At 60.0% G+C, this 24625-nt stretch carries 25 protein-coding genes; 10 read left to right on the top strand and 15 right to left on the bottom strand.

Going from position 1 to position 24625, the window contains the following annotated elements:
• The first annotated feature begins 17 nt into the window (after positions 1–17).
• The 5 genes from fdh3B to ACR0C9_RS04565 all read left to right on the top strand — a co-directional run bounded on the left by fdh3B (position 18) and on the right by ACR0C9_RS04565 (position 4169).
• Positions 18–614, top strand: coding sequence for a formate dehydrogenase FDH3 subunit beta (gene fdh3B / locus ACR0C9_RS04585; RefSeq protein ID WP_039530246.1), 597 nt, complete (start codon positions 18–20; stop codon positions 612–614).
• A 70-nt stretch (positions 615–684) separates the two neighbouring features.
• The gene (locus tag ACR0C9_RS04580) at positions 685–1893 is read left to right on the top strand and encodes a formate dehydrogenase subunit gamma (protein WP_480780485.1); all 1209 of its coding nucleotides are present in this window, start codon (positions 685–687) and stop codon (positions 1891–1893) included.
• Complete coding sequence (locus ACR0C9_RS04575; protein WP_480780484.1) at positions 1894–3156, top strand: c-type cytochrome; 1263 nt, start codon at positions 1894–1896, stop codon at positions 3154–3156.
• Positions 3157–3170: 14 nt separating this feature from the next.
• Positions 3171–3296 carry a hypothetical protein gene (locus tag ACR0C9_RS04570; RefSeq protein ID WP_480581542.1) on the top strand — a complete coding sequence of 42 codons (126 nt, stop codon included), beginning with the start codon at positions 3171–3173 and terminating at the stop codon, positions 3294–3296.
• Entirely contained in the window at positions 3297–4169 is an 873-nt protein-coding gene (locus tag ACR0C9_RS04565) for a substrate-binding domain-containing protein (protein WP_480780483.1), read from the top strand.
• 52 nt (positions 4170–4221) lie between these two features.
• Here the strand turns inward: ACR0C9_RS04565 and ACR0C9_RS04560 are convergent, their stop codons facing one another.
• From ACR0C9_RS04560 to ACR0C9_RS04515, 10 genes are all read right to left on the bottom strand, one after another.
• On the bottom strand, positions 4222–5037 hold the full coding sequence (locus tag ACR0C9_RS04560; RefSeq protein ID WP_170451320.1) for a substrate-binding domain-containing protein: 816 nt from the start codon (positions 5035–5037) through the stop codon (positions 4222–4224).
• Positions 5038–5057: 20 nt separating this feature from the next.
• The gene (locus ACR0C9_RS04555) at positions 5058–5792 is read right to left on the bottom strand and encodes an ATP-binding cassette domain-containing protein (protein WP_480780482.1); all 735 of its coding nucleotides are present in this window, start codon (positions 5790–5792) and stop codon (positions 5058–5060) included.
• Entirely contained in the window at positions 5785–6498 is a 714-nt protein-coding gene (locus ACR0C9_RS04550; protein ID WP_480780481.1) for an ABC transporter permease, read from the bottom strand. Before ACR0C9_RS04550 ends, ACR0C9_RS04555 begins: the two co-directional genes overlap by 8 nt.
• Before the next feature lie 158 nt (positions 6499–6656).
• Positions 6657–7652 (bottom strand): ABC transporter substrate-binding protein, encoded by a 996-nt coding sequence (locus tag ACR0C9_RS04545; RefSeq protein WP_480780480.1) that lies wholly within the window; start codon positions 7650–7652, stop codon positions 6657–6659.
• A 62-nt stretch (positions 7653–7714) separates the two neighbouring features.
• A complete protein-coding gene (locus tag ACR0C9_RS04540; RefSeq protein WP_170518042.1) occupies positions 7715–8560 on the bottom strand; it encodes an ABC transporter permease in 846 nt (281 codons plus the stop codon).
• Entirely contained in the window at positions 8557–9489 is a 933-nt protein-coding gene (locus ACR0C9_RS04535) for an ABC transporter permease (RefSeq protein ID WP_480780479.1), read from the bottom strand. Before ACR0C9_RS04535 ends, ACR0C9_RS04540 begins: the two co-directional genes overlap by 4 nt.
• Positions 9486–9920 carry a GNAT family N-acetyltransferase gene (locus ACR0C9_RS04530; RefSeq protein WP_170451326.1) on the bottom strand — a complete coding sequence of 145 codons (435 nt, stop codon included), beginning with the start codon at positions 9918–9920 and terminating at the stop codon, positions 9486–9488. The genes ACR0C9_RS04535 and ACR0C9_RS04530 overlap by 4 nt, the downstream gene beginning before the upstream one ends.
• The gene (locus ACR0C9_RS04525; RefSeq protein WP_480780478.1) at positions 9913–10710 is read right to left on the bottom strand and encodes an ABC transporter ATP-binding protein; all 798 of its coding nucleotides are present in this window, start codon (positions 10708–10710) and stop codon (positions 9913–9915) included. Before ACR0C9_RS04525 ends, ACR0C9_RS04530 begins: the two co-directional genes overlap by 8 nt.
• 53 nt (positions 10711–10763) lie before the next feature.
• A complete protein-coding gene (hydA, locus tag ACR0C9_RS04520) occupies positions 10764–12218 on the bottom strand; it encodes a dihydropyrimidinase (RefSeq protein WP_480780477.1) in 1455 nt (484 codons plus the stop codon).
• Positions 12219–12310: 92 nt separating this feature from the next.
• Positions 12311–13561 carry a Zn-dependent hydrolase gene (locus ACR0C9_RS04515; protein ID WP_480581554.1) on the bottom strand — a complete coding sequence of 417 codons (1251 nt, stop codon included), beginning with the start codon at positions 13559–13561 and terminating at the stop codon, positions 12311–12313.
• Between the two features lie 170 nt (positions 13562–13731).
• Between ACR0C9_RS04515 and ACR0C9_RS04510 the strand changes: the two genes are divergently transcribed.
• Positions 13732–14340: a TetR family transcriptional regulator C-terminal domain-containing protein gene (locus ACR0C9_RS04510; RefSeq protein WP_170734564.1), complete on the top strand. Its 609-nt coding sequence runs from the start codon at positions 13732–13734 to the stop codon at positions 14338–14340.
• Positions 14341–14343: 3 nt separating this feature from the next.
• Here ACR0C9_RS04510 and ACR0C9_RS04505 read toward each other — a convergent pair whose 3' ends face one another.
• The 4 genes from ACR0C9_RS04505 to ACR0C9_RS04490 all read right to left on the bottom strand — a co-directional run bounded on the left by ACR0C9_RS04505 (position 14344) and on the right by ACR0C9_RS04490 (position 18436).
• On the bottom strand, positions 14344–14823 hold the full coding sequence (locus ACR0C9_RS04505) for a hypothetical protein (protein ID WP_170451334.1): 480 nt from the start codon (positions 14821–14823) through the stop codon (positions 14344–14346).
• A gap of 73 nt (positions 14824–14896) precedes the next feature.
• Positions 14897–16201 (bottom strand): NAD-dependent dihydropyrimidine dehydrogenase subunit PreA, encoded by a 1305-nt coding sequence (gene preA / locus ACR0C9_RS04500; protein WP_480780476.1) that lies wholly within the window; start codon positions 16199–16201, stop codon positions 14897–14899.
• A gap of 20 nt (positions 16202–16221) precedes the next feature.
• Complete coding sequence (locus ACR0C9_RS04495) at positions 16222–17058, bottom strand: methyltransferase domain-containing protein (RefSeq protein ID WP_170621651.1); 837 nt, start codon at positions 17056–17058, stop codon at positions 16222–16224.
• A 43-nt stretch (positions 17059–17101) separates the two neighbouring features.
• A complete protein-coding gene (locus ACR0C9_RS04490; RefSeq protein ID WP_170621650.1) occupies positions 17102–18436 on the bottom strand; it encodes an NAD(P)-dependent oxidoreductase in 1335 nt (444 codons plus the stop codon).
• A gap of 288 nt (positions 18437–18724) precedes the next feature.
• On the opposite strand from ACR0C9_RS04490, the gene ACR0C9_RS04485 reads away from it, so the two are divergent.
• The 3 genes from ACR0C9_RS04485 (at position 18725) to ACR0C9_RS04475 (ending at position 21798) form a co-directional block, all read left to right on the top strand.
• Positions 18725–19720 (top strand): hypothetical protein, encoded by a 996-nt coding sequence (locus ACR0C9_RS04485; protein ID WP_170621649.1) that lies wholly within the window; start codon positions 18725–18727, stop codon positions 19718–19720.
• Between the two features lie 71 nt (positions 19721–19791).
• On the top strand, positions 19792–21084 hold the full coding sequence (locus tag ACR0C9_RS04480; RefSeq protein WP_480780475.1) for an O-acetylhomoserine aminocarboxypropyltransferase/cysteine synthase family protein: 1293 nt from the start codon (positions 19792–19794) through the stop codon (positions 21082–21084).
• 3 nt (positions 21085–21087) lie between these two features.
• Entirely contained in the window at positions 21088–21798 is a 711-nt protein-coding gene (locus ACR0C9_RS04475) for a GNAT family N-acetyltransferase (protein WP_170621648.1), read from the top strand.
• A gap of 2 nt (positions 21799–21800) precedes the next feature.
• Here the strand turns inward: ACR0C9_RS04475 and ACR0C9_RS04470 are convergent, their stop codons facing one another.
• Positions 21801–22502 carry an SIMPL domain-containing protein gene (locus ACR0C9_RS04470; protein WP_480625900.1) on the bottom strand — a complete coding sequence of 234 codons (702 nt, stop codon included), beginning with the start codon at positions 22500–22502 and terminating at the stop codon, positions 21801–21803.
• Positions 22503–22660: 158 nt separating this feature from the next.
• Between ACR0C9_RS04470 and ACR0C9_RS04465 the strand changes: the two genes are divergently transcribed.
• Positions 22661–24622 (top strand): hypothetical protein, encoded by a 1962-nt coding sequence (locus tag ACR0C9_RS04465; RefSeq protein WP_480780474.1) that lies wholly within the window; start codon positions 22661–22663, stop codon positions 24620–24622.
• Positions 24623–24625 lie beyond the last annotated feature (3 nt).

Here is a 24625-nt window from a genome sequence, read left to right as displayed (position 1 = left end):
GGGAGGAGAAGAGAAAAATGGCAGCAAGAGCAAAATTTCTCTGCGACGCCGAACGCTGCATCGAGTGCAATGCCTGCGTCACCGCTTGTAAGAACGAACACGAGGTGCCGTGGGGCGTGAACCGCCGCAGGGTGGTGACGATCAATGACGGTGACCCGGGCGAACGCTCGATCTCGGTGGCCTGTATGCATTGCTCGGATGCGCCCTGCATGGCGGTGTGCCCGGTCGACTGCTTCTATCAGAACGAAGAAGGGGTTGTCCTGCACTCCAAGGACCTGTGCATTGGCTGTGGTTATTGCTTCTACGCGTGCCCGTTCGGCGCGCCGCAATACCCGCAGGCGGGCAACTTCGGATCGCGCGGCAAGATGGACAAATGTACCTTCTGCGCCGGCGGTCCCGAGGAAACGCACTCGACCGCAGAGTTCGCCAAATACGGTCGCAACCGGATCGCCGAGGGCAAACTGCCCATCTGCGCCGAGATGTGTTCCACCAAGGCCCTGCTTGCCGGTGACGGCGACGTGGTCTCGGCCATCTACCGCGAGCGCGTCGTCGCGCGCGGGTTTGGTTCGGGCGCGTGGGGTTGGGGCACGGCCTACGACCAGAAAGACGGATAAACCGTCTGCATCAAACTCAGGTGACCCGCCCGTGCGGGTCGCCTGCTTTGGAATTTTGACCGAGGTTCAGATGTTCCGCTTATTCTTCGCACTATCGCTTACGATTGGACTGGCGCAGGCCGCACTTGCGCAATCCGACGAGACCGAAGCACCTGCCCCCACGACCGAGCGCAGTTCGACCGGCGGCGCGACGACGCTTGAGGATATTCTGGCCCGACAGCGCGGCGAACAGGTGGATAACGCCTATCGTTCGGAAAACACCGGCCAGGGCAATGTCGAGGGTCTGCTGGGCCAGTTTGGCCCAAGCGGCGTGTCATCGGACAGCGATGTCTACCGTGCGTTGCGCTTTGGTTCGGCAGTCGTCACCGTCTCATCTCGTGGGCCTGCCGACAGTGTTCTGATACAGGACGGCGGCATGTGGTGGTGGGAATTCCGCACCGGACCGTTGCGCGAATACGGCGGCTATATCGTCGCAGGAATGCTTGCGATCATCGTCTTGTTCTTCCTGATCCGCGGAAAAATCCGTATTGATGGCGAGAAAACCGGCCGGACTGTCCTGCGCTTTACCAGTTTTGAACGCTTCGGGCATTGGCTGTTTGCCGGGTCCTTCCTGATCCTCGGCCTTACCGGCCTGCTGACGCTTTATGGGCGCGACTTCCTGATCCCGATCTTCGGCAAGGAAGGCTTCGCGACCATCGCCCAGGGCTGCAAATGGCTGCACAACAACCTGGCCTGGGCCTTTATGCTGGGGCTCATCATCGTCACCGTGAACTGGATCGCCCACAACATACCAAACCGCACGGACCTGAAATGGCTGGCTGCCGGAGGGGGGCTTTTCACCAAAGGCTCTCACCCGCCCGCCAAAAAGTTCAACGCCGGTCAAAAGATCATCTTCTGGGCCTGCATCCTGCTGGGCGTCTCGATCAGCCTGTCGGGCCTGTCGCTGCTGTTCCCGTTTGAATTGCCGATGTTTGCCAAGACTTTCTCGGTCGCAAACGCCACCGGCATTCCGCAAGCATTGGGCCTGAACCTGCCGACACAAATGGCACCGCAGGAAGAGATGCAGTATGCGCAGGTCTGGCACGTTATGGTGGCTTATGTCTTCATTGCCATCATCATCGCCCATATCTACCTCGGCTCGGTCGGGATGGAGGGCGCATTCGATGCCATGGGAACCGGTGAGGTCGAAGAGCAATGGGCGCGCGAGCACCACTCGCTGTGGCTGGAAGAGGTGCAGGAAAAAGAGGCCGGTAAAGCAGCGGCTTCACCCGCAGAATAGATGCGCGGGCTGATCCTGGCCCTGGCGCTGGTCCCCCTGCCCGCCTGGTCCGAGTTCTTCACGCTCAAGGGTCATGGCGGCCCGATCATGGGGATCGCCACCGCGCCGGACGGGCGCATTGCGACGGCCAGTTTCGACAATTCCGTGGGTCTATGGTCGGGCAAATCCCCCGAATGGCTTGAAGGCCACGAAGCCGCCGTCAACAGCGTCGTGTTCAACGGAACCGCGATCTATTCCGCCGGGGACGATTTCACCTTGCGTCGCTGGCCCGGCGGTGCAATTGTCGGCCAGCACAAAGGCAAGATCGTCGGGCTTGCAGCTTCGAAAACCCACGTTGCCACAGCCAGTTGGGATGGCACCATCGGGCTTTGGCCGGTCGACGGGTCAGACCCTGTTTTGCTTGGACCAACCGGCAGCGGTGTGAACGCAGTGGCCTTTTCGCCAGATGGCGCGCATCTTTATTCTGCGGGGGTCGATGGCGCTCTGCGGCTTTGGGATGTTGCCACCGGTCAGGAAACAGATCGGTTGGTCGAGCATGGCTTTGGCATCAACGAATTGATCCTGAACACGCAGGACAACTGGATCGCCTATGGCGCGGTTGACGGCGTCACGCGCATTCTGGACCTGTCCACGCGGGAAGAACGAGACTTCACCCTCGACCGCCGCCCGATCCTTGCGCTTGCCCTCAGCCCCGACCGCAGCTTGCTGGCGGTTGGTGATGGCGAAGGCTACATCATGGTGATCGACACGACCGAATGGCGCATCGCGCAGGATTTCCGCGCCACCCTGCGCGGGCCGGTCTGGGCGCTGGCCTTTTCCGCCGACGGGCAGAACATCCACGCGGGCGGCATCGACGACGCCATGTATAGCTGGCCGGTTTCAGCCCTTGGCGATCAAGACCAAATGGCCGCTGTCGAGCCAAGCTTTCTGAAAAACCCAGACGAAATGAGCAATGGCGAGCGCCAATTCGCCCGCAAATGCTCGATCTGCCACAGCCTGACACCTGATGGGCAACGACGCGCCGGTCCAACGCTGTATGGACTGTTCGGTCGCCCGGCCGGAACCTTGCCGGGCTATTTCTACTCGGAAACCTTACAAGACACTGATATCATTTGGAATGATGAGACGATAAATGCCCTTTTCGAAGAAGGGCCGGATCACTACATTCCAGGGTCAAAGATGCCGATGCAGCGGATTACCCAAGCACAGGACCGGGACGATTTGATCGCCTTTCTACGCCGCGCAACGGTTGACCAGGACTGAACCCGGAGGAGACCATGAAAGCCTTTTTTGCCGCCCTGGCCGCGATGGTCGTCATCACCGTTGCAGCCCCTTACACGCTGGAGCAGATGGGCTTTAGCGCCGAAGAGGCCACTTCCGGCTCAGCCGTGCGCCTTGACTGAATGTCCGACTACCTGACCACCAAAGAACTGGCCGACCTGCTGCGGATCGGCGAGCGAAAGGCCTACGATCTGGCCTCCTCGGGCGAGGTGCCCTGCGTCCGCGCCATGGGAAAACTGCTGTTCCCCCGCGCCGAGGTGATCGCATGGCTCAACGCCTCTCGATCCGGTCCGCAGGTGGCCGAACCACCCCTGCCCGCCATCGTCGCGGGCAGCCATGATCCTCTGCTGGATTGGGCGCTGCGGGAAAGCGGATCGGGGTTGGCGACTTATTATGACGGCTCTTTCGACGGGCTGACCCGCCTTGCAGATCGCAGCGCGCAAGCCGCGGTCTTGCACATCCACGAAGAAGATGGGTTCAACACAACCTCCCTGCGCGATGCGTTGGGCGAAGCGCCCATGGTTCTGGTCGAAATTGCCCAGCGGCAGCGCGGGTTATTGCTCGCCCCCGGTGTCACCGACATTAGCGGGTTTGCCGACCTTAGAAATCGGCGCGTCATCCTGCGCCAGAACAGTGCCGCAAGCCAGCGCCTGTTTGACGCGCAGCTCGAAGCGCATGGCATGACACGGGATGATCTGAACGCCCTGCCAAACTGCGCCCGCACCGAAGAGGAACTGGCCATATCCTTACATGACGGCAAGGCCGAGGCCGGGTTCGGGTTGGGTTCTCTGGCCAGTCTCTACAACCTTGGCTTTGCGCCGACTCATTCCGAAAGGCTGGATCTGGCCATCTGGCGACGCGCCTATTTCGACCCGCCGATGCAGAAACTGCTGCGCTTCTTGCGCTCCGACCAATTCCACGCCCGGGCTTCCGAATTCGGCGGCTACGATCTGAACGGATTGGGACAGATCCACCATAATGGCGCCAGCGGGTAACGCTTCATCTTTTCAAAAATACTCTCGCCGAAGGCATTGGCCGCAGGCCAATTCACTGCGCGTTGGGAAAGAACACCTGCTGCCCCTGCAGCCGGAATGACTCGATGGCCGCCTGACCGTCCGGCCCCAGCAGCCAGTCGATAAACCTCTGCCCTGCGTTGGCGCGCACGGTGGGGTGTTTGTCGGGGTTCACAAGGATCACGCCATATTGGTTGAACAAACGCGGGTCGCCCTCGACCAGTATTTTAAGATCGCCCCGGTTGCCAAAGGACAGCCAGGTTGCCCGGTCGGTCAGCGCATAGGCCCCCATGCCGCTGGCCACGTTCAACGTCGCCCCCATGCCCGAGCCGGTTTCGCGATACCACGTCCCGGACGCCTCGGTCGGATCAATACCGGCCTCCGCCCAATGGCCGAGCTCGGCCTTGTGCGTACCGCTGTCATCCCCGCGCGAGACAAAAACGGCCTCTACCGCCTCAATCGCCGCCAATGCAGACAGAATATCCGACCCGCCCTTGACGCCAGCCGGGTCCGATTTCGGTCCGACCAGAACAAAATCGTTATACATCAGGTCAAATCGCTCAACGCCCCAGCCATCGGCCACGAACTGCTCCTCGGCCGGCTTAGAATGCACCAGCAGCACATCCCCGTCCCCATTGATCGCGTTGCGAATGGCCTGACCGGTTCCAACAGCCACGACGCGCACATCGATCCCGCTCTCCGCCTCAAACCCCGGCAGGATATAGTCCAACAGGCCCGAGTTCTGGGTAGACGTGGTGGATTGCACGACAATGAACGGCTCCTCTGCCAAAGCAGTCCCTGCCATCAGGCCAAGACCCACCAGTGCTGCGCGCAAAACTGCCCGAACCATCGCGACCTCCAAGTTTCCTGCTAAGTGACCAAACCGCCTGCCAGGTAGCGCCGGGATGCCTCGCTTTGCGGGGCATCCAGAACCTGCTTTGCGGAACCATGTTCAACCACATGGCCGCCTTGCATCATGACAATATCCGCCGCCAGCCGCCGCGCCTGCCCGATGTCATGAGTGACCATCACGATCCGCACACCCCGAGACGACGCGCGCAGGATCATGCGTTCGATCATCTGCGTGGCATTTGGGTCAAGCGCGCTTGTGGGTTCGTCCAGAAACAAAGTCTCGGGGTTCACCGCCAGCGCGCGCAGGATCGCCAGCCGCTGCGCCTCACCCCCTGACAGTGAACGCGCGGATTGCCGGGCTTTGTCCTCAAGCCCACCCTCGGCCAGCAATTCAACGATCCGGGCTTTGCGCGCGGCGCGTGCCAGCCCCTGACGTTTCAACACAAAATCCAGATTGGCGGAGACCGAGCGTCGCAGCAGAACCGGCTGCTGAAACACCATCGCCTGCCGCGACAGGTGATCGGCGTTCAGCGGTGTGTCGTCCTGCATCACCCGCCCCTGATCCGGCACAATCAACCCGTGCAAACAGCGCAGCAACAGGCTTTTACCCGCTCCGTTCGGTCCCAGCAAAAGGGTCGGCCCCGGCCCGTCCAACGTCAGATCAGCAACGTCCAGCAGAGCTTTCCCGTTGCGGCGGATCTGCACGTCGCGGACATGAAGGCGATTTGTCATATCCGAGACCAGATCACGCATGGCGCAATCCCTCCTGCTCGGCCCGCAGGCTGGCGGCGCTGACCATCGCATTCACGGCCACCGCAATCCCGATCAGGATCGCACCCAAAGCCAGCGCCAGCGCCAGATTGCCTTTCGAGGTTTCCAGCGCGATCGTCGTGGTCATCACCCGTGTCACATGGTTGATATTGCCGCCCACGATGATCACCGCCCCGACCTCGGCGATCGCGCGGCCAAACCCGGCAAGCAGCGCGGTAATCAGGGCAAGCCGCGCGTCCCACAGCAGCACCGGAACCGAGGCCAGACGCGACACCCCAAGCGAGCGGAGTTGTTCCGAATACTCCTCGGCCAGCATCTCAACCACTTGTCGGGTCAGCGCGGCCACGATGGGCGTCACCAGCACGACCTGAGCGATGATCATCGCGGTCGGAGTATAGAGCAGTTCCAGCACACCCAGCGGCCCTGAACGGGACAGCATCAGATACACCAACAGCCCCACCACCACCGGCGGAAAGCCCATCAGCGCGTTCATCAGAACGATCAGAACCCGCCGTCCGGGGAACCGGGCAACAGCCAGAGCTGCCCCAACCGGCATCCCGATTAGCGCAGAAATCAGTACCGCCAACAGGGAAACCTTCAGGGACAGAAGCACAATGGACCACAGCTCTGCATCCCCATTGAGGATCAAAGACAGCGCGCCGCTGAATTCTGATGCAAATCCCTGCATTATTTTCCCAGTTGCAACGCAAATCGGATGAAATGCGATAAATTACAAGGAAATACTAGCCCGATTTGACCCCAAGTACATACACAATTCCGACAGTCGGAATGAATAACGCGGCCCCGTTTGGGACCGCGTCGTGACGTGCGAAATGCCCGTTTGGCTTAGTTCAATGCCGCATCGGTGATCTGATGCGTCCAGGCACCTTCGGGTTGTTTGGTGATCGCCGGGTTGTCCGCGGATACGGCCGAAAGAAGCGTATTGACCGTCTGCTCGTAATCCGCCGGGTCCAGAGACCCGTCCGAACCCTCGATCAGTTTGGCAACTTCGCCAACCATGTAAATCTGGTGGTCCAACGTTTGCACTCCGGTCTGGTCAAATTCCAGGACGATTTCAGCCGCCTCCTCCTGGTTTTCTGCTGCATACTTCCAGCCCTTCATAGAGGCACGCACGAACCGCTGCATCTTATCGACGAATGCAGGATCGTTCAGGTTGTCTTCCATGACATAAAGACCGTCTTCAAGCATACCGAAACCCATATCCAGATAGTTGAAGGTCACCAGCTCTTCCGGAGCGATGCCAGCTTGTAGAATTTGCCGGTACTCGTTGTACGTCATAGTCGAGATACAGTCCGCCTGCCCCTGGATCAAAGGATCAGCTGAAAACGCCTGCTTCATGACAGTGACACCATTTTCATCCGCGCCGTCCGTTTCGATACCAAGCGAGGCCATCCAGGCGTAGAACGGATATTCATTACCGAAGAACCAAACCCCCATGACCCGACCAGCGAAGTCTTCGGGAGTTTTCACTCCTGTAGATTTCAGGCAATTTACCTGCAGCCCGCCTGTCTTGAACGGCTGGGCGATATTGACCAATGGGACGCCACGCTCACGCGCTGCTAACCCGGCAGCCATCCAAGTGGTGATAACATCTGCTCCGCCGCCGGCGATGACCTGTTCAGGTGCAATATCCGGACCACCCGGCAGGATGGTCACGTCCAGATCTTCTTCCTCATAAAACCCCTTGTCCTTCGCCACATAGTAGCCAGCGAACTGAGCCTGCGTGACCCACTTAAGCTGCAAGGTCACCTCATCTGCGGCCAGTGCTGAACTGGCGGCCAGGCTAAAGGCGGCAACCGCCCCGCTGAGTAGCTTTTTCATCTTCATCTTCTCCTAGTTGCGTGTTGTGCCCCGTTTTCGGGGTCTGTTAAGTCTTCTTTTTGTTATCCGCGTTGTGAGGGGTGCCAGAAGGTTACCACCTTTTCGAGCCCCGCCACCAATGTATAGAACACCGTCCCCGCCATGGCCGCCACAGCAATCTCGGCCCAGACCAGATCGATGGACAGGCTGCCCACCCCGGTCGAAATCCGAAAGCCCATGCCGCGCGTGGGCGATCCGAAATATTCGGCCACGATAGCCCCGATCAGCGCCAGCGTCGTGGCGATCTTGAGGCCGTTGAAAACAAACGGCATCGCCGCAGGCAGGCGCAGCTTGATCAGCGTTTGCATATAACTGGCCGCATAGGTGCGCATCAGATCGCGCTGCATGGCGTCCGCTTCGCGCAGGCCCTGCACCGTGTTCACGAGGATCGGGAAAAACACCATCACGACGACAACAGCCGCCTTGGATTGCCAGTCAAACCCGAACCAACTGACCAGAATGGGCGCAATCCCCACGATGGGCAGGGCCGCGACAAAGTTCCCGATGGGCAGCAGCCCGCGTGTCAGGAACACGGACCGGTCGATCAGGATTGCAGTTACGAAAGCGGCGCTGCTGCCGATGGCAAAGCCGGTGAACGCCCCTTTAAAGACGGTCTGGGTAAAATCCTGCCACAGAATATCCGTCGAATTCGCAAAGGTCTGCGCCACCATAGACGGCGGCGGCAGGATCACGGGTGAGACGTTGAGGCCACGCACCAGCCCTTCCCACAGGATCAGCAGCGTGACACCAAACAGCACCGGCACAAAGACCCGAATACCCTTCGAGTCGCGATAGATCGACCGCGCCAGCCAGGCATTCAGCCACCAGGCACCGGCCCAGAAGATCAGGGAAAAGATCAGCCAGTTCATGCGCCCATCCCCATGCGGTTCAGGGTCACCCGTTGCAGCACGTCCAGCAAGGTCACCAGGATGCCCGCCAGAATGGCCGCCGCAAACAGCGCTGCCCAGATGGCCAGCGGTGTGCCGAACTGATCCCCGATCAATATCCGCGCACCCAGGCCCGAGATTGCACCCGTCGGCAACTCGCCCACAATCGTCCCGACCAAGGCCGCCGCGATCCCCACCTTCAGCGAGGTAAACAGATACGGCACCGAGGACGGCAGGCGCAGTTTCAGAAACGCCTGCAGTCCGTTTGCATTGTAGGTTCTGAGCAAATCCAGTTGTGATACGGCAGGCGACCGCAGCCCTTTGACCATCCCGACCAGAACCGGGAAGTAACACAAGTAGGCCGAGATAATGGCCTTGGGCACCCCACGCCCCTCGATCCCCAATTGCGAACTCAGGACAATGATCATCGGGGCCAGCGCCACAATCGGCACCGTTTGGCTGATGATGGCCCATGGCATCAGGCTCATGTCGACAACGCGGGAATAGACAATGGCGACGGCCCCCAGAATGCCCACGGCAGTGCCCAGCACGAAACCCCAAAGGGTGGATTGCAGCGTGATCCAGCCGTGGTAGATCAACGACCTCTTTGACATGGCCCGCCCGCGCATCGCCATCTCACCAGTGGTTTTCCACAGCTCCTGCCCCACCTGAATCGGGGTCGGCAGGCGCGGACGGTCGAGTTCGTAGCCGCGAACGATATGTGCTGAATTCTGCGTCATCAGAACCCAGACCGAGACCTGCTGACGGTCCCGTGACGCCTCGGGCGTGACGGTTTCGCCTGCGCGTTCGGCCTGATCCAGCGAGACACGGATATTCATCGGTGCAACCGCCAGATACCACAGCACAACAATGGCCAGCAGAACGGTCATGACTGCAAAGAACTGTTTCATGCCCGCCACTCCATCCGCAGGACAGGAACGGTGTCCGGAGGCACCGGCGGTTCCTCGGCCGTCACCTCAAACCCTTCGCGCCGGTAAAATCGCTGCGCCGCCGTGTTGGGGGTATGGGTGGTCAACCAAAGAAAGTCCCGCCCCTCTTTGGCCTGATCGACAAATCTCTTGCCGATCCCCTGTCCGGTTCGGCTGCAATAGAGCCCACCGATTTTGTTTTCCTTTGGATCGACCGACATATAGCAATCAATCGGGTCTCCGGTGACCCAGATTTCGCGCGCATCAAACGCCTTGCGGATCATGTCGGCGATTTGACCTACGGGCAGTTCGTCCGACATCCAGTCGGTTTGGCTGGCCCAGTCATGAACCACCCGCGCGCATGCCTCCACATCCTCGGGCCTTGCGCGTCTGATTTGGACGGCGTCAGTCATCATAGGAATGCCCCGCCCGCAGCCCGTCGCGCACCCGATGCGCGACCTCGATGAATTCCGGCGTGTCACGAATGTCCAACGGCCGCTCCTTGGGTAAGGGGCTGTCGATCACATCCGTAATCCGCCCGGGTCGGGGGCTCATGACCACGATCTTGGTGCTCAGATACACCGCCTCGGGGATCGAGTGGGTCACAAAGCCAATCGTCTTCTCGGTCCGTGCCCAAAGTGCCAAAAGCTGCTCGTTCAGGTGGTCACGCACGATCTCGTCCAACGCCCCGAACGGTTCATCCATCAGCAGGATATCGGCATCAAAGGCCAAGGCTCGCGCGATGCTGGCCCGTTGCTGCATGCCGCCGGACAACTGCCATGGAAATTTCCCACCAAACCCTTCAAGATCAACAAGTTCCAGTACGTTCCTAACGCGCTCATCCTGTTCCGCCGAGGAATAACCCATAATCTCAAGCGGCAGTTTGATGTTCTTGGCAATGGTCCGCCACGGATACAGGCCCGCCGCCTGAAACACATACCCATAAGCCCGCTTGCGCCGCGCCTCATCCGGGGTCATGCCATTCACGGTCAGCGTTCCTCCGGTCGGGGTCTCCAACGCCGCAACGCAGCGCAGGAACGTGGTTTTACCGCAGCCCGAGGGGCCGATGAAGCTAACAAAATCGCCCTTGTCGATTGTCAGGTTCACATCCTTGAGGGCATGAACCGGGCCGTCATTCGTCTGGAAGGTCAGGTCAAGTTGCCTGGCTTCGATCACGGACGGGGTCTTATTTTCAGTATTCATTCCATTGCCTTGAAAAGAGTGGATTTGAGCCGCCGCAAGACGGCTCATCTGCGTCATACGCCCGTTGCCGGAATACCCGTCCGCTCGACCGGTCGGGGCGCGGTCAGCTCTTTCCATGTGCTCAACGCCTTGTTCACGGTCGTATTCGCCTCACGCGCTACAAAGTCACCATGGCCTTCCTGCGTGCGGATCTCTCCATCATGCACAGCGACCTGACCACGTGTCAGGGTAAAGCGTGGCAGGCCCTTGACCTCTTTGCCTTCGAAGACGTTGTAGTCGATGGCCGATTGCTGAGTGCCCGCGCTGATGGTCTTTGATTTCTCAGGATCCCAAACCACCAAATCGGCATCCGCGCCAACCAGAACAGCGCCCTTTTTCGGATAGCAATTCAATATCTTGGCGATATTTGTTGAAGTTACCGCCACGAACTCGTTCATGGTCAGACGCCCGGTATTCACCCCATGCGTCCACAGCATCGGCATCCGGTCTTCAAGCCCTCCGGTCCCGTTCGGGATCTTGGTGAAATCCCCCACGCCATAGCGTTTCTGTTCCGTGGTAAAGGCACAATGGTCCGTGGCCACAACGCTTAGCGTGCCGGATTGCAACCCGTTCCACAGGCTGTCCTGATGCTGCTTGTTCCGGAACGGAGGGCTCATGACCCGCCGCGCCGCGTGATCCCAGTCCTGATTGAAATATTCGCTTTCATCCAGGGTCAGGTGCTGGATCAGAGGTTCTCCCCACACCCGCTTGCCCTGCATCTTGGCCCGGCGAATGGCCTCATGCGCCTCTTCGCACGAGGTATGCACGACATAAAGCGGCACGCCCGCCATATCCGCGATCATGATCGCCCGGTTGGTCGCCTCGCCTTCCACCTGCGGCGGGCGGGAATAGGCATGCGCCTCGGGGCCGGTATTGCCCTCGGCCAGCAGTTTGGCGCTCAGTTCCGCCACCACATCGCCATTCTCGGCATGGACCATGGCGGTGCCGCCCAGCTCGGCCAGACGCTTGAACGAGGCAAAAAGCTCGTCATCATTCACCATCAACGCGCCCTTGTAGGCCATGAAATGCTTGAACGTGTTGATGCCCCGCGTCTCAATCACCGTCTTGAGGTCATTGAACACCTGCTCGCCCCACCAGGTCACCGCCATGTGAAACGAGTAATCGCAATTCGCACGCGTCGACTTGTTGTCCCAGCGCTTCAACGCATCCAGCAGGCTCTCGCCCGGGTTTGGCAGCGCAAAATCGACCACCATAGTCGTCCCACCCGCCAAAGCCGCCCGCGTGCCGCTTTCGAAATCGTCGCTGGAATAGGTCCCCATGAACGGCATCTCCAGATGCGTATGCGGATCGATCCCGCCCGGCATGACGTAGCAGCCCGTCGCGTCCAACTCGGTATCGCCTGTCAGCCCCATCCCGATCTCGGCGATTACACCCCCTTCGACCAGCACATCCGCTTTGTAAGACAAATCTGCCGTAACAACGGTTCCGTTCTTGATGACTGTGCTCATGTTAAACTCCCTGATGCGGTCTGCGCCGCTTGCTTCATCTGGCTAAAAATATCCCGGGGGAGTCGCCCATCGGGCGACGGGGGCAGCGCCCCCTATTCCACAATCTCCGCCGTCTCGACGACCGCGTGAAACAGAACATCCGCCCCGGCGGCAGCCCAATCCTTGCTGATCTCTTCGGCCTCGTTATGGCTCAGCCCATCCACACACGGGCACATCACCATCGCGGTCGGTGCAACCCGGTTGATCCAGCAGGCATCATGCCCTGCGCCCGAGATGATGTCCGTGTGCGAATAACCCAACCGTTCCGCCGCATCGCGCACGGCTGCAACACATCCATCATCGAATTTGACCGGATCAAATCCGCCGACCTTCTCGAATTCGATCTCAAGGCCCATCTCATTGACAATGTCCTCGGCCGCGACGCGCAACCGGTTTTCCATATCGGTGATCACATCCAGTTCGGGCGAGCGGAAATCGACTGTGAACACCGCCTTGCCCGGGATCACATTGCGTGAGTTCGGATAGACGTCGATATGTCCCGCCGCCCCGACGGCATGGGGTGCATGGGACCAGGCGATCTCATCCACCTTCTCAAGAATGCGCGCCATCGCCAGCCCGGCATTCTTGCGCATCGGCATTGGGGTCGATCCGGTATGCGCATCCTTGCCGGTCACGGTTATCTGAGTCCAGCTCAGCCCCTGACCATGGGTGACGACCCCGATATCCTTGCCTTCGGCCTCCAAAATCGGCCCCTGTTCAATGTGCAACTCAAAGAACGCATGCATCTTGCGCGCGCCGACCTCTTCATCGCCGCGCCAGCCGATACGCTGCAACTCGTCGCCAAATTTCTTGCCCTCAGCATCTTCGCGACCGTAGGCCCAATCCTGCGTGTGCATCCCGGCAAACACGCCCGAGGACAGCATGGCAGGCGCGTATCGCGTGCCTTCTTCATTGGTCCAGTTCGTCGCCACGATAGGGTGTTTGGTCTTGATCCCAAGATCATTCAGGGTCCGGATGATCTCCAATCCCCCAAGCACGCCCAGAACGCCATCATATTTGCCCCCCGTCGGCTGCGTATCAAGATGCGAGCCCACATAGACCGGCAGCGCATCCGGGTCCGTGCCCTCGCGCCGGGCAAACATGTTACCCATCTGGTCCAGCCCCATGGAACAGCCCGCATCCTCGCACCATGTCTGGAACAGGGCGCGGCCTTCGGCGTCTTCATCGGTCAATGTCTGGCGGTTGTTACCGCCCGCGACGCCGGGCCCAATCTTGGCCATTTCCATCAGGCTGTCCCACAACCTGTCGCCATTGATCCTGAGATTCTGCGCCGGAGCTGCCATTGTCTTTTTCCCTGTCGCTTGCGATTTGGCTCGCTTTTGGTGTCTTGATTTGACCATCTGGTCAAACTCACGCTATCACGGGTTCGACATCAGTCAAGAAATTGCGAAACACAGCGGAATTTTTCCGCATAATTCACACTCACTTGGCTAAAAAGAGACACGCAGGAACCATGCCCAAAGACCGCGCACCAACCCGAATTCAGAAAAAGAACCGCGCCGCGATTCTCGAAGCCGCTTTGAACGTGTTCTCGGCGCATGGGTTTCGCGGGGCGACCGTCGATCAGATCGCGGCCGAGGCCGGTCTGAGCAAGCCCAACCTGCTGTATTATTTCCCCTCGAAAGAGGCGATCCACACCGCGCTTTTGTCCGGTTTGCTGGACGTTTGGCTGGCCCCGCTGCACGATTTGGATGAAAACGGCGATCCGATGCAGGAAATCCTGTCCTATATCCAGCGCAAACTGCAGATGAGTCGCGAATTGCCGCGCGAAAGCCGCCTGTTTGCCAATGAACTGGTACAGGGCGCGCCGCGCATACATGATGCCCTGTCCACCGACCTCAAGGCCTTGGTCGACTCGAAATCCGAGATCCTGACCAGATGGATGGATGACGGTAGAATTGCCCGCGTGCACCCATATCATCTGTTCTTTTCGATCTGGGCCCTGACCCAGCACTACGCCGATTTTGACGTGCAGGTCCGCGCCATTCTGGGCGAGGAAGACCCGTTCGAAGGGGCCGAACCCTTTGTCGAGATGCTCTATCGCAAACTGCTGACACCCTAAGGTTTATTTCGCGGGTTTCAGAGCCAGTATTCGTTTCAAAATCACGATGGCCATGGCCAGCAATATGGTCAGATCGCCCATTGTGTTAACCGTGTTGATCTTGGGCACTTTCCCGGCATCCCGTACGATGGCGGTATACATCTTGGGCTGCTGGACGCCGATGGAATGCTCACGCTCAGACGCTTTGATGAACTTGTCAAAGTCCTGTAATGCTTTGACCTTTTTCTTGACCTGCCCCAGAAAACGCTGATCCAGCTGACGGTCCTCTTTCAGCTTTTTCAGCATCTCTTCGATCGAGCGGCGCAGCTTGATCATCTGATCCAGGTCCTTCTTGACCTGCTTTTGGTGCAGCACGAAATTCTTTGCCGCCAGCGCATCACGCTGTTTGGCTTTGGACAGGGCGACGTTCTTTTTGGATGTGTCCCGGTCAAGCTTTGTGACCCGGTTGCCACCCTTGTTCCGGCCCGGTGGTGCCGCTGGCATGACATTCTCCTTTGATCCTGTCTGTCAGCGGCACTGTATCACCGAACCGTTTTTTGCGGGATACCGGTATCTCTTACTCGGCGGCTTTCGCCATCGGGTTGTTCGGGTGGGACGTCCAGTTGGCATATTCCTCCTGAACAACCTTGCCGGTGCGCGGATCCACCGCGCCCGCGGCCATCGGCTCCATCGAGATGCAGCCTTCGACCGGGCAGACATCCACGCAGAGATTGCAGGCGACGCATTCCTCATCGATCACCTCGAACACGCGATCCGGCGACATCGAAATCGCCTGGTGGCTGGTGTCTTCACAGGCGGCATAGCAGCGGCCGCATTTGATGCACTGGTCCTGATCGATCTTGGCCTTGGCGATGTAGTTCAGGTTCAGATACTGCCAGTCGGTCACATTCGGCACCGCGCGCCCAACAACTTCTGAAACGCTGGTATAGCCTTTCTCATCCATCCATTCGGACAGGCCCGCCGTCAGTTCATCGATGATCTTGAAGCCGTAAGTCATGGCCGCCGTGCAGACTTGCACATTGCCACAACCCAGCGAGATAAATTCTGCCGCATCGCGCCACGTGGTCACGCCACCAATGCCTGAGATCGGCATGCCATGCGTCGCCTCGGCCCGTGCGATTTCCGAGACCATCGACAGCGCAATCGGCTTGACTGCCGGGCCGCAGTAACCGCCATGGCTGCCTTTGCCGTCAATCGAGGGTTCGGGGCTGAACGTGTCCAGGTTGACGCTGGTGATCGAGTTGATCGTGTTGATCAGCGATACCGCGTCTGCCCCACCATTCCGCGCCGCAGCTGCAGGTTTGCGGATGTCGGTGATGTTCGGCGTCAGCTTCACGATGACCGGGCGGTCATAGTACATCTTGCACCAACGGGTGACCATTTCGATGTATTCCGGCACCTGCCCTACGGCAGACCCCATGCCCCGCTCGCTCATCCCATGCGGACAGCCAAAGTTCAGCTCGATGCCGTCCGCGCCGGTTTCGGCAACACGCGGAAGGATGGCTTTCCACGCTTCTTCCTCGCACGGCACCATGATCGAAGCGATCAGCGCGCGGTCCGGGTAATCCGCCTTGACCCGCGCCATTTCTTCAAGGTTTACCTCCAAGGGCCGGTCGGTGATCAGTTCGATGTTATTCAGGCCCAGCAACCGCCGGTCCGCGCCATAAATGGCCCCGTAACGCGGGCCGTTGACGTTCACGACCGGAGGGCCCTCGGCCCCCAGCGTTTTCCAGACCACACCGCCCCATCCGGCCTCGAAGGCGCGGCGGACGTTGTATTCCTTGTCGGTCGGCGGGGCCGAGGCCAGCCAGTAGGGGTTGGGGCTGGAAATGCCCAGAAAGTCTGTCGTCAGGTCAACCATGGGTACTCCTTTCCGGCTCCTCAGCCGGTTTTCTTGAAAATCATCTCGGTCGGGCGGATCCGCCCGGCATGCAGGTTTGCGACGTAGTTTTGAAACTTCTCGGGCGCCGTCTCGCCCATCATCAGGTGGATGCCCAACGGCGCGGGGCCGGATTCGGCAATCTTTGCAAAGGCTTCCTCGAAGAACTTGATGGCGAATTCGGTACGATCCGTCTCGGTCACCAATTCAAGCCCCGCCGATGCGGCTGCGTCCTTGTAAACCTCGGGCGCATGCACGAAGGACGTCTCCTCCACCGTCGACCAGGGTAGCGGAAACGCCAAGGGTTCGTCTGTTTCTCCGGCCATCACGTCGAACAGGGCAAAACTGCCACCCGTTGCCAATGCGCGCGACACCTCGGCGAACAGCCCGGCCTTGTCTTCGATGTTCATGCCCACATGCAGCATCACCGCCAGATCGAACCCGGCATCCGGCACCGGCATGTCCAAAGCACTCCCGACATGGAACTCGACCTTGTCGGAATGCCCCACGATCTCGCTAAGCGCCGTTGCCGTTTCGACAAATTCAGGCGTCAGGTCGACCCCCGTCACCCTCGAGTCATACCGGTCCACGACATAACGCGATGTCCCGCCGATCCCGCAGCCGACATCCAGAACTCGCGTTGCATGGGTGGGCGACAGCTGGGCAAACAGATGATCCGTGGCGAGAACCCCGCCCGTGTGAAACTCGTCACCGGCTTTCAGGTCCGCGACCGTGGCCGCGTCCGGGTCTACGCCACTGGCTTTCAGCGCATCGCGCACGCGATCGGTCAGGGCGCCGGTGGTATAGTGTTGGGCAACTGCGTTTTCGATCTGGGACATAACGGTACCTCAGCGAATGGGATGAGTTGAATGCCTCACCCTATCACGAAACAAGGCTCGCGTGGATGTCCATCGCCGCATCCCGGCCCTCGGCCACGGCGGTCACGGTCAGGTCTTCCCCGCCCGCAGCGCAGTCTCCTCCTGCCCAGACACCAGCCATCGAGGTGCGCCCGGCACCGCTGACGGCGATTTTGTTACCGTCCAGTTCCAGCCCTTCGGGTGCGCCATCCAAGGTTTGACCAATCGCTTTCAGCACCTGATCGGCAGGCAGGCGAATGGTCTCGCCGGTCCCGGTCAGCTGACCATTCTGGCTTGAGGTATATTCCAGCTCGATCTCGACCGCTGCGCCGTTGCCATGAACCGCAACAGGCTGAACATTAGTCATGATCCGAACCCCGTGCGATGCCGCGAGATCCTGCTCATACCGGCTGGCACCCATTGCGTCCCGCCCACGGCGGTAGGCAATCGTGACATGCTCGGCACCCAGCAGTTTCGACTTCACCGCCGCGTCAACAGCAGTCATGCCGCCCCCGATCACAACGACATTGCGCCCCACTGGCAAATCGGCCAGATCCGACGCTTGCCGCACGTCCGAGATGAAATCGACCGCAGCGCGCACGCCGTCCTTGTCTACCCCTTGCGCCCGCAGCGCGTTCACGCCAGCAAGACCGATGGACAGGAACACGGCGTCGTAATTCTCGATCAGGCCTTCAAGCGAGAGGCCCTCGCCCAACAGCGACCCCGTTTCGATGGAAATACCGCCGATCTTCAGCAGCCAATCCACCTCGGCCTGCGCGAAGTCATTGGTCGATTTGTAAGCGGCAATCCCGTATTCGTTCAGACCGCCGGGCTTAGGTTTGCCTTCATGGATCACCACATCATGGCCCAGCATTGCCAGCCGATGCGCGCAGGCCAGACCGGCAGGCCCTGCCCCGATCACAGCGATGGTTTTGCCCGTCGCGGCGGCACGTTCGAACGGATGAACGCCCGAGGCCATCACATCATCAGTCGCAAAGCGTTGCAGACGCCCGATCTCAACCGGTTTGCCTTCGGCTGTTTCGCGCACACAGGCCTCTTCGCACAAGGTCTCGGTCGGACAGACACGGGCGCACATGCCGCCCAGAATGTTCTGGTCCAGAATGGTCCGTCCCGCAGATTGCGGCTGACCCGCCTGAATCTGGCGAATGAACAACGGAATATCGATATCCGTCGGACAGGCCGTCACACATGGCGCGTCATAGCAGAAATAGCAGCGATCTGCGGCCACGGCAGCCTCGTGCGGGGCCAGCGGCGGATGCAAATCGGTAAAATTCGAGGTCAGCTCATCGCTGGAAAGCCGCCCGGAAACGATTCCGGGTGCCATCTGGCCCTGTGCCATCGCTCTACTCCCTGTAGATATGTTTGTTGTGACCTCAGCTTGCCACATTTTGATTTTTTATCAATTGGTAAAATTTGCCAAATGGTCAAAAATTTGAATCCGGCAGCCGATACAGACCGGATTTGGCCCCGTTTTGCTCACATTCTAAGCATTTTGCAGGGCGGCGTGTCGGGATAACCCGTTCAAGTCGGGTCGCCGGACCTCAACAGTCTTTTGACGCCCTATCCGGCTTGCTGTAAGCCCGAAGGCAGGTGCGTGAGACAACGCGCATGTTTGGGACGGGCACAGATGCGGGCAGCTTCGCAAGATTTCAACATCGTCATCATCGGTCAGAACAACCGCCTGCAATACGAGGCCGTGCTGTTCGCTGCCTCGCTGCGCCATTCATCGCCCGATTTCAAAGGGCGTCTGTTTGTCGCCACGCCCAATCCCGGCCCGCGCTGGCCTCAGAACCCCGCCATTCAGGACGAGGACGTTCTGAAAGCCCTGAAACATCTGGGTGCCGAGATCCTGCCCTTCGACAGCCATGTCTTTGGCGAAAGCTATCCCTATGGCAACAAGATCGAGGCGCTTTTGGCCCTGCCCGAAGGCGAACCCTTTGTTTTCTTTGATACAGATACGCTGATCACGGGCGATCTGGGCAGCGTTCCGTTTGATTTCGACCGCCCCGGCGCATCCTTGAAGGTCGAAGGCACCTGGCCCAAGCCGACCCTGTACGGGCCGGGATTTGATGGCATCTGGTCCGCGCTGTACCGGCGTTTTGGTCTGGATTTCGACAGCTCGATTGACACCAGCCAACCGCACGAGCACTGGCGGCGGTATCTGTATTTCAACGCGGGCTATTATTTCTACAAATGTCCGCGCCAGTTTGGCGAACGGTTTCTGGACTTCGCGCGCACCATCCGGGACGAGCATTTTCCGGAACTGGTCGGACAGAACCTCGATCCCTGGCTGGATCAGGCCGCCCTGCCCCTTGTGATCCATTCCTTCGGCGGCGGACGCGATGCCCTGCCCGAGGGGCTTCTGGAAGGCTCGGTCAGCTGTCACTACCGCCTGTTTCCAATGCTTTATGCCCGCGAAAGCGACCATGTGATCGATGTTCTGGAAACCGTTACGGCCCCGAACAAGATCAAGAAGGTCCTGAAACAGTACGACCCGATCAAAAAGCTGGTGATCCAGGGCAAGGGTAAGAAAATCCGGGACCTGTTCGACCGCAACGCGCTGCCCAGCCGCGAACAGGCCATTCGGAACCGGATCAAAGCGCAAGGCCTGTGGATGCGCTGACAGCAGCGTTGTGTGACGGCGGGCAATGTCCTACAGATTCGGCAACACACATTCCAACAGGAGATTTTTTGATGTCTGACGGCCCCACCTACGGTTTCGACACGCTGCAAATTCACGCGGGCGCACGCCCGGACCCGGCAACCGGCGCGCGGCAGACACCGATCTACCAATCCACGGCCTATGTGTTCCGCGATGCCGACCACGCTGCAGCCCTGTTCAACCTGCAAGAGGTTGGGTTCATCTACTCGCGCCTGACCAACCCGACGGTGGCCGTGCTGCAAGAGCGTGTGGCGACCCTGGAAGGCGGCGTTGGCGCGGTCTGCTGTTCGTCGGGCCACGCGGCACAGATCATGGCGCTGTTCCCGCTGATGGGACCGGGCTGCAATGTGGTGGCCTCGACCCGTTTGTATGGCGGCACCGTCACCCAGTTCAGCCAGACGATCAAACGCTTTGGCTGGTCGGCCACGTTTGTGGACACCGATGATCTGGACGCGGTGAAGGCTGCCATCGACGAAAACACCCGCGCGGTGTTCTGCGAATCCATCGCCAACCCGGGCGGCTATGTCACCGACATCCGCGCGCTGGCGGATGTGGCTGACGAGACAGGCATTCCGCTGATCGTCGACAACACCTCGGCCACGCCCTACCTGTGCCGCCCGATTGAACACGGGGCGACGCTGGTTGTGCATTCGACCACCAAATACCTGACCGGCAATGGCACCGTCACCGGCGGCTGCATCGTGGATTCGGGCAAGTTCGACTGGTCGGCCAACGACAAGTTCCCCTCACTCAGCGAACCGGAGCAGGCGTATCACGGCCTGAAATTCCACGAGACCTTTGGGCCACTGGCCTTCACCTTCCATGGCATCGCCATCGGGTTGCGCGATCTGGGCATGACCATGAACCCGCAAGCCGCGCATTACACGCTGATGGGGATCGAGACCCTGTCGCTGCGGATGGAGCGTCATGTCGAGAACGCGCAAAAGATCGCAGCATGGCTCGAAGCCGATGATCGCGTGGACTACGTGACCTATGCGGGCCTGCCCTCGTCGCCCTATCACGACCGGGTCAAGGCGCAGTACCCTCGCGGCGCGGGTGCGCTGTTCACCTTTGCCGTCAAAGGTGGCTATGACGCCTGTATCAAGCTGGTCAACGCGCTGGAGATTTTCAGCCATGTCGCCAATCTGGGTGATGCCCGGTCGCTGATCATCCACTCGGCCTCGACCACGCACCGTCAGTTGACACCGGAACAGCAAGAGGCTGCGGGCGCAAGCCCCAACGTGGTGCGTGTATCCATCGGGATCGAGGATGCCAATGACCTGATCGCCGATCTGGATCAGGCCCTGGCCAAAGCCAGTAACTAAGCCATGAGCGGGCACGACACCAACGCGCTGGGTCAACCCATCGGTCTGCCGGTCACAGGCGATTTCCCGCGCCCGACACCGCCTTATACGCCGATGATGGGCCAGTATTGCTCGGTCGTGCCGCTGGACGTGAACAGACATGCGCCCGGATTGTTCCGGGCGTTTGCCAATGACGCCGATCATCGGAACTGGACCTACCTGCCCTACGGCCCGTTTGAGTCCGAGCCGGATTTTGAAACCTGGGCCCGCGCCAACTGTATGGATGCGGATCCGATGTTTCACACAGTCTTGGATGCGGATGAGGTGCCGGTGGGCATGGCCTCGTACCTGCGGATTGCGCCTGCGGCCGGGGCAATTGAGGTGGGGCACATCCACTTCTCCCCCCTGTTGCAGCGCAAGCCGCAATCGACCGAAGTTATGTACCTGATGATGAAACGTGTCTTCGACGAGTTGGGCTATCGCCGGTATGAATGGAAATGCGACGCGCTCAATGCCGCCTCGTGCCGGGCGGCGCAGCGATTGGGTTTCACGTTCGAGGGCATCTTCCGGCAGGCGACCCATTACAAGGGCCGCAATCGGGATACGGCGTGGTACGCGATCATCGACAGTGACTGGCCCCGTATCAAGGCCGCGTTCGAAGAATGGCTGTCGCCCGACAATTTCGACGCGGCGGGCCAGCAACGAAAACCGCTGATGACCCGCGCCGAGGCGTAGTCTTACTCGGAAATCTCGAATTCCATCGAGACGCTGACCGAAACCGAAATCTCTCCGCTGGCCACGGGTACACTACCGGCATCCGCCGCGCTGAAAGCGCGCATCTCGGCCATAGGGCGCACACCGCCACCGCGTTCCGAGATTGTCTGGACCGGACCCAAAGTGACATTTGCCGCTTGCGCCAGTTGCTCGGCCTTGGCTGTAGCTTCGCCCACCGCCTTGGCGCGGGCCTGCACCTCAATCGGTTTGGGGTCCTGCAAACCAAAGCTGAGGCCGCCGAAATCATTGGCCCCGTCCTGAATGACGGCATCCATGATCTGTCCCAACTGGCTCAGATCTCGCACCCGCACAAATACCCGGTTCGACGCAACAAAGCCTGTGATCTCGGGCGCGCTGCCGTCCCGCTGATTTCGATTCGACCAGACCGGCGACAGGGACAGGTCGCGCGTTTGCACATCCCGATCCTCGATCCCCATGTCGGTCAGACGGGCCAGAACCTGCGCCACAGCGTCCGATGTCGCCTGCATCGCCACAGAGGCTTCGGCGTTTTCGTTTGTCACGCCCAGCGTGATCGTCGCCATATCGGGCGCGACCTGCACGGTTCCCGTGGCGTCCACATTGATGCGACGTTCTTCCGCATGTGCCAGCCCGGCGGTTGTTGCGGCCATCATGGCGGCCAGAAAAGCGAATGTCTTCAAGGTCATCCCTCCAAACTAATTACCTTCAACATGGGTTGGCAGGGCTTTGCCATACAAGGGGGGTGCTTGGCTTTTTCTTTCCCTCGGCGGCTTCCTGCTTTAGGGTCGGTCTGCAGGCGTGTTATCGTTTGCGCTGATGATATGAGTTATGGTTCCACGGGATTATGAAACCCGCCTTTGCGCTGTCATTTTCTACAACCGGAATTTCGCTGCACCACCTGTCCGAGGGCGAGTGGTACAGTATTGGAACCGTTTCTCTGGATGCAGATGATCTGAACGCGCAGATCCATGCGTTGCGGGATCAGGCCTTTGCGCTGGAAAATGACCTAAGCTGCAATGTGGTGATTCCGGCGGACCAGATTCGCTACCTCTCGGTTGAAACGGGTGATCTGTCGCCTGAAGACAGCGCACAGAAGGTTCGCGATGAGCTGGTTGCAGCAACGCCTTATGAGCATTCGGAACTGAGTTTCGCCACTGTCTGTCAGGACGGAACGACATTTGGCGCTGCGGTGTCGCTGCAAACGCTGAACGAAGCGCAGAGCTTTACTGCCGAGCACGGGTTTGTCCCGGTCGCCTACACGGCAGACCCCGACGAAGACACATTTCCCGGCAAGCCGGTGTTTGATCTGGACCCTGCGCCGGTTGCGCCCGTTGCTGTGCTCGAAATCGAACATCCTGCCGCACAGGTAGAGCCCGAGGTCGACGAAGAACCCGAACCAACGGTCCACGCCATTGCCGAAACGGCAGCACCCGATGCTTTCCGCTCGCCTGCTCCGCCGGATGCTGATGTGCCTTCGGGTGGCAACGGTTTTGATCCCAAACGTCTGACCGTTCCAGCCATCGCAGCGGCTGCTGTGTTGGCGGTGGCAATCGGCGCATGGTCCCTGATAGGCGCGCAAGATGAGGATGTTCTGGCCGAAGGCGAGCCCGACTTTCTGACCGCGACACCGGATGAAGAGGTCGCTCAAGACCTCGCCGAAACACCGCCGATTGAAACCGAGGTGGCGGGTGCGCCAACAACCGACCTTGTGCCGGATGAGGATACCTTGGCCTCGGTCGAACCTTCTGCGACACAACCGCAGGCGCCCGACGACCAGCCCGCCTTATCGCCAACAGACGCGGCGATTCTGGAGGCGTTGAAGGTGCAGCCAACCCCGGTGGAAGAGATCGAACGGGACTCCGACACCGCGCAAGACGTTGAACCGGGCGTCGTGGTTGTTGATCTTGCACCCGACCGCCCCAGCGAACCATCTCTGATCGAGCCGGACGATCTGTATCTTGCCTCAATCGACAAGTCCGATTTCTCGAACGACGCAGTGGCGCTGGCACCTGCCGAAAGCTTCGAAACGGATCTGCCGTTTGACGCCCCTGCCCTGACGCGCGCAGCCGTGGCGGGTTTCGATCTGGATGAGCGTGGGCTTGTGACACCTTCCCCGGACGGCACCCTGAACCCTGACGGCATTATGGTCTATCTCGGTCGCCCCGCCTCGGTTCCGCCGGATGTTCCCACGCGTTTCGAAGAGGAACCCGTGGTCGAGGAAACCGACACACGCCTTGCCAGGTTCCGCCCGAAACCCCGCCCGGACAATCTGGACGAACGGTTCGAGCGTCAGCAGTTGGGCGGTCGGTCCCTGGAAGAACTGGCAGTAATGCGGCCAAAACTCCGACCCGAATCCCTGCAAGCCGCGCCCGAGGTGGATGACACGCCCACCGCCCTGGCCGTTGTGCGCGTGCCACGCCCCAAAACCCGGCCCGCAGGTCTTGTGCGCGTCGCCGCAGCAGCCCCGGCCGCATCCAATCTGGGCTCAACCGCTGCTGTTGACCAAAACAGTGACGAGGCCGGATCGTTCCAGCCCAAGGCCGTCGCCCCCAAAATCCCGTCCACCGCGTCTGTTGCGCGGCAGGCGACCATCGACAACGCCATCAACCTGCGCAGGCTGAACCTGATCGGGGTCTATGGTACGCCCGCCAACCGGCGCGCTTTGGTCCGCTTGCCCAGCGGTCGGTACAAAAAGCTGAAGGTCGGTGACCGGGTTGACGGCGGCAAGGTCATCGCCATCAGCGACAGTGAGTTGCGGTATCAGAAAAAGGGCCGCAACGTGACCCTGTCGATGCCGCGTGGATGATCG

It is taken from the genome of Ruegeria sp. C12, from assembly GCF_056537745.1.
The sequence above is the reverse complement of the archived record's forward strand: the minus strand, read 5'-3'. Positions and strand labels throughout refer to the sequence as shown.